2 protein-coding genes are annotated in these 1,126 nt (G+C 46.6%); both read left to right on the top strand.

Annotation, left to right across the window (positions count from 1 at the left end; all coding sequences use genetic code 11):
- Window positions 1-397 (top strand): hypothetical protein (locus G6N73_RS35810; RefSeq protein ID WP_206079278.1); only part of this gene is annotated, 397 nt, incomplete at its 5' end.
- The coding region (locus G6N73_RS35805) for a hypothetical protein (protein WP_165034563.1) at window positions 360-1,126 on the top strand (767 nt) is incomplete at its 3' end. The genes G6N73_RS35810 and G6N73_RS35805, both read left to right, overlap by 38 nt.

Here is a 1,126-nt window from a genome sequence, read left to right as displayed (position 1 = left end):
AAAAGCTTGGTTTATAATGAAAACACACGATGTTGCAAAATCACTTAATGCCTTGGCGCGCTTTCTGAAGAATGGACCGAATGAAGACTTGGGTGCATTCCTAAGCGGGAGGTCAGTTAAAAGCGTCGATGATATTCCGACAGCGCTTTCCACGTTGGTGGCGCTGTCGAGTTTAGGAAAGAGCCAGTGGTTGTCGCTCATTAGTCAGTACAATTTGCCCATTGATGTTCGGCCGCGTGATGCCTCTCGTGACATACTTGGTAAAATTCTCAAGCATCTTGAGGAGAGTCCTGAATCCCGTCGTCGTATAAGCCAGGACGCTATGACCTCGCGCCCCAACACCTCACCGGAATTACAAAATGCCCTCAGGTTACTCCTCAGGCCGAAGTTCGATTGAGCGTGAGATTGCTGCTAACTCGATGCGCTTCTATGAAGACTGGTTGGCCGATCTAGTTGACAACGCCAAACATCTGTCGAAGGACAAGTTGCATGTCGAAAGTTTTGCCAGATTATCAGCGCTGAACGGAGTGATTTCGGTGGTGTCGGCGTCGTTCGACCCAGAGTCTAGAAAATTCCTCTTGGAGGCTCAAAACGACGCTGTTCTTTCGCATGTAGGAGCGACTTTTGGTTCATGGAGATTGTCGCTACAGTCTCTTCGAAGTTTTGCCGAAAATAGCCTTTGCGCCTTATATTACGTTAGTCACCCAATTGAATTGAAGCTTTGGGAGCGTGGAAAATATAGAATAGGCTTCCGCGATCTGGCAAAATTTATGTCCTCGCACCCGGACCTAGAAGGATATGATTGCGCGGTTTCGAGTGTCAATGACTTGGAGAAGGAATATGCGGAGCTATCAAAAGCCGTTCACGGCTCTGCTAAAACTTTTCGAATGACGGACAGCGTAAGTGATATACTGCTTTGGGATCGCGCCAACGGCAAGTTTGGAAAATGGACAACCCGTCAGAGAAATACAATTTCCTGTGTTGTTGTCATACTCTTAGCTCTGTTTGACAAAAGTTTTCAGGGTGCACAACACCTTGAGATAAGACGCTCTCTTAATTTTGTTCTGAGTGCCACCAAGGCCAAACTTGTATCCGATCAGATTAAGATAAATATTCCTAAAGTCCG

This window comes from Allomesorhizobium camelthorni (assembly GCF_011045125.1).
In the GTDB taxonomy this organism is placed as follows: Bacteria; Pseudomonadota; Alphaproteobacteria; order Rhizobiales; family Rhizobiaceae; genus Allomesorhizobium; species Allomesorhizobium camelthorni.
Note: the sequence above shows the minus strand (reverse complement) of the source record. Positions and strands in the feature narration are given on the sequence as shown.